A 3,277-nucleotide genomic window follows, 5' to 3' on the forward strand; every position below is an offset into this window, starting at 1 on the left:
GGGGATTCGGATGCGCGCAGCAACGCTAACGCGAGTTGGACATAGGTACGGGATATCTGCTCGGCGCTCTCTGTCCCATCGGGTCTGAACCACTGCGGTAGCGACGTACACATGGTGGCGATGGCCCGGCCCGCTATCGGAACATCTGCGGGGTCGATGTACCCGTCGACGCTGGCTTGCTGGATCGATTCGTCGAGGATGCGCTGCAGCCGTGTCCGTTCGCCCGCGATACGACGGCGATTCGCGCCGATGAGGCTGCGCATCTCGCTGGCCCCGATGAACGCGAGCTTGCGGTGGTGAGTGTGGAACAGTGCCAGCGCCTCAACGATCAGCGCGATTTCGGCGAGGCTGGTGTGTGCTTCGTTGCGTGCAGCATCCACGCGCCAGTGCAGTTCAGCCATGGTGACATCCAAGATGCGTACCAGCAGTGCCTGTGTGTCGCGGTAATGGTGGTAAATGCCTGGGACGCTGAGGCCGGCACGTTCGGCCAGCAGCCGCATGGAGGTGCCGTGGTAACCGATCTCGACGAATGCGTCGATGGCCGCGTCGAGTACGGGGTCTAGCTCCACTGCGGGGAAGCTGCGCCAGTCCGATGTTGCGGAAACGGGGCCAGTCTCGCCAGCGCTGAGCGAAGGCGTCTTGTTGGCGAGCAGACGGCTGCTGCTGATGCCGAGCACCTGTGCCAGCGACTCCAGGCGGGCCACTGAGACTCCGGTCTTGCCATTCTCGATCGCGCTGATGGTGCCGACGCTGACGCGTAACCGTTCGGCCATACCGCGGACCGTCAGACCGGCCTCCTGGCGCGCCGAGCGGATCGTCGTTCCGATATGACGGCGCGCGACGAATTGCGTGTCGGTGTTCAGATTATCTGAACGATTCATCGCGATCCCATCGGTGTTGGTTCGATGATTCAGAGGTAGGTTACTCACAATATTGACTATTGAAGCAGCGTCATGCAAGTGTTCAACTGAACCAGACCGAACAATCGCTCGGCAACGATGATGTGAGGAATCGACATGCCCATCGACTTGAGTCATCCGGCGCAGATCGAGGATCTGGTCGAGCGCACGTCGGTCTTCATCCGGGAGACGGTGCTGCCGGTCGATGACCAGTTTGGCGGCGACATCCGCGCTGCGGGCGGGGACGTACTTCGGACGAAGTTGCAGTCCGCCGCGCGCCAGGCTGGTCTATTGGCTCCCCATGGGCCGGTCCAGTTCGGAGGGCTCGGGCTCGGAATGTGTGATCGCGCACCAGTGTTCGAGGCGGCCGGGTACTCGCTTTTCGGGCCGCTCGCGCTCAACGTCGCCGCACCGGACGAGGGCAACGTCCATCTTCTCGCCCATGTGGCCACGGCTGAACAGCAGGACCGGTATTTGCAACCGCTGGTACTCGGCGAGATTCGGTCTGCGTTTGCGATGACCGAGCCGGCTCCGGGCGCCGGTTCGGATCCCTCGATGCTGACGACCCGGGCCGAACGAAGCGGAGACGGGTGGCGTATCGACGGCCGCAAGCACTTCATCACGGGCGCCGATGGTGCGTACTTCTTCATCGTGATGGCTCGCACATCGGGTCAGCCGGGCGATCGTGGTGGTGCCACGATGTTCTTGGTGGACGCCGATACGCCAGGGGTGCGGGTTGGTCGCCACATTGCGACGATGGATCGATCGATGCTCGGCGGTCACTGCGAGGTCGAGTTCGACACCGTGCGCGTATCAAACGCCAGTGTTCTCGGTGAGGTTGACCATGGCTTGCGGTACGCCCAAGTACGTCTAGGACCGGCCAGAATGACTCACGTCATGCGTTGGCTTGGTGCCGCCAGGCGTGCGCACGATGTCGCTGCGGCTCATGTCGGGCATCGCCATGGCTTCGGCGGCCGGCTCGGTGAGCTCGGGATGATTCAGAAGATGGTGGCGGACAACGAGATCGACCTCGCCGCCACCCGGGCGCTGCTACTGCGTGCCTGCTGGGAGCTGGATTGCGGGCACTCCGCGTCGACATCGACGTCGATCGCCAAGACGTTCGGCGCTGAAGCAATCAACCGAGTTGTCGACCGCAGCATGCAGATGTGTGGCGGGCTGGGAGTATCCGAGGATCTGCCAGTGGCGCGGATATCGCGCGAAGTCCGGCCGTTTCGGATCTACGACGGTCCCTCGGAAGTGCACCGCTGGGCGCTGGCAAAGCGAGTCATCGGCAGTGAGACTTCGGGTGTGCGTTGACGACCCTAGTTCTTGACACGCGACGGTTGCGCCGCCTGCTGATTCATGGCGGCATCACTTACCGGGCACGTCGCGGATTCACCTCGGGGACAACCGCTGACCGCGCGGCGCTGGCGGCTCCGGTTTTCGCGGCGACGGGTCTGCGAGCACTACGCAATGCGTGACTGGGTGCGATCGTAGAACTGAAAGTCGAGATCGACTGGGTGACGGGGCGTCTCATCTACATGGCGAATTTTCGTCGCCCGTGGAATCACAGCACCGCTCCGCGATCACGCCGACCCGTCGATAGGACGGCAATGGCTCCGCTACTGGTCAGAAGATGCCCAAGCTCGTTCCCCCGTCAACCACCAGGTTCTGTCCCACGATGAACTTGGCGTACTCGCTGCACAATACGGCGACGATGTTGCAAAGGTCCTCGGGGTCGCCGATGTTGCCGGTGGGAATCTTCCACTTGTCGGCGAACGAGGAGATCGCCTCGTCCAGGGTCACGCCCCCGTACTCATCCGAGCTGCGGAACTCGAGCATGTTCTCGGAGGCGAAGATGCCGGGCAGGACGTTGTTGATGACCACGTTACCCCGTCGTCGTCCAGGCCGGTGGATCCGAGGCCGGGCTGCGGCTCGGCTCCGAGTTGGCCGACGTGATCTTCACCGTGGCCCAGACGCGGGGCAAGGCAATCGCTTTCCGCGACGACATCCGCGCCCGAGCCGCTGCTGCCGGTCGCAACCCTGACCACGTCAAGGTCTCACTCGGCGTCATCGTGCTCGTGGGGGAGACCGGTGACGACGTCCGAGAGCGCCGGGAGGCGCTGTTGGGCACGCTGCCGATCGACGAGCTCGCTCGCGGTCTGCTGAACGCTCTTGGACTGTCCGGCCGTAGTCTCGACGACCCGATCCATGCCGACGACGTTCCCGCCGAGCCGCTGAACTCGGTCGGCTCCGCCGGGTTTCAGCTCAGCACCCGCGCGCTGCTGGCGGAGCACTCGTTGAGTGCCCGCGAGTTCATCCGGCACACCGCGGGCATCGCGGCGGGCGGCCACCGACTCGTGTCGGGCACCCCGGAG

General features: G+C 64.0%; 3 protein-coding genes and 1 pseudogene. 2 read left to right on the forward strand and 2 right to left on the reverse strand.

Annotated features, from left to right (window positions below; all coding sequences use genetic code 11):
* The coding region (locus QOI01_RS24045; protein ID WP_526385419.1) for a TetR-type transcription factor C-terminal domain-containing protein at nucleotides 1-959 on the reverse strand (959 nt) is incomplete at its 3' end.
* A 57-nt stretch (nucleotides 960-1,016) separates the two neighbouring features.
* Between QOI01_RS24045 and QOI01_RS24050 the strand changes: the two genes are divergently transcribed.
* Nucleotides 1,017-2,216 (forward strand): acyl-CoA dehydrogenase family protein, encoded by a 1,200-nt coding sequence (locus QOI01_RS24050; protein WP_526385421.1) that lies wholly within the window; start codon nucleotides 1,017-1,019, stop codon nucleotides 2,214-2,216.
* A gap of 312 nt (nucleotides 2,217-2,528) precedes the next feature.
* Here the strand turns inward: QOI01_RS24050 and QOI01_RS24055 are convergent, their stop codons facing one another.
* The gene (locus QOI01_RS24055) at nucleotides 2,529-2,786 is read right to left on the reverse strand and encodes an SDR family oxidoreductase (protein WP_526385423.1); all 258 of its coding nucleotides are present in this window, start codon (nucleotides 2,784-2,786) and stop codon (nucleotides 2,529-2,531) included.
* Between the two features lie 17 nt (nucleotides 2,787-2,803).
* Between QOI01_RS24055 and QOI01_RS24060 the strand changes: the two are divergent.
* Nucleotides 2,804-3,277: pseudogene (locus QOI01_RS24060) on the forward strand (LLM class flavin-dependent oxidoreductase); the annotation flags it as partial.

This window comes from Mycobacterium sp. (assembly GCF_032162605.1).
In the GTDB taxonomy this organism is placed as follows: domain Bacteria; phylum Actinomycetota; class Actinomycetes; order Mycobacteriales; family Mycobacteriaceae; genus Mycobacterium.

Bases quoted from the DNA above. Each gene is read 5' to 3' on its own strand.
- QOI01_RS24050 (WP_526385421.1), top strand. From the start codon at position 1,017: ATGCCCATCGACTTGAGTCATCCGGCGCAGATCGAGGATCTGGTCGAG.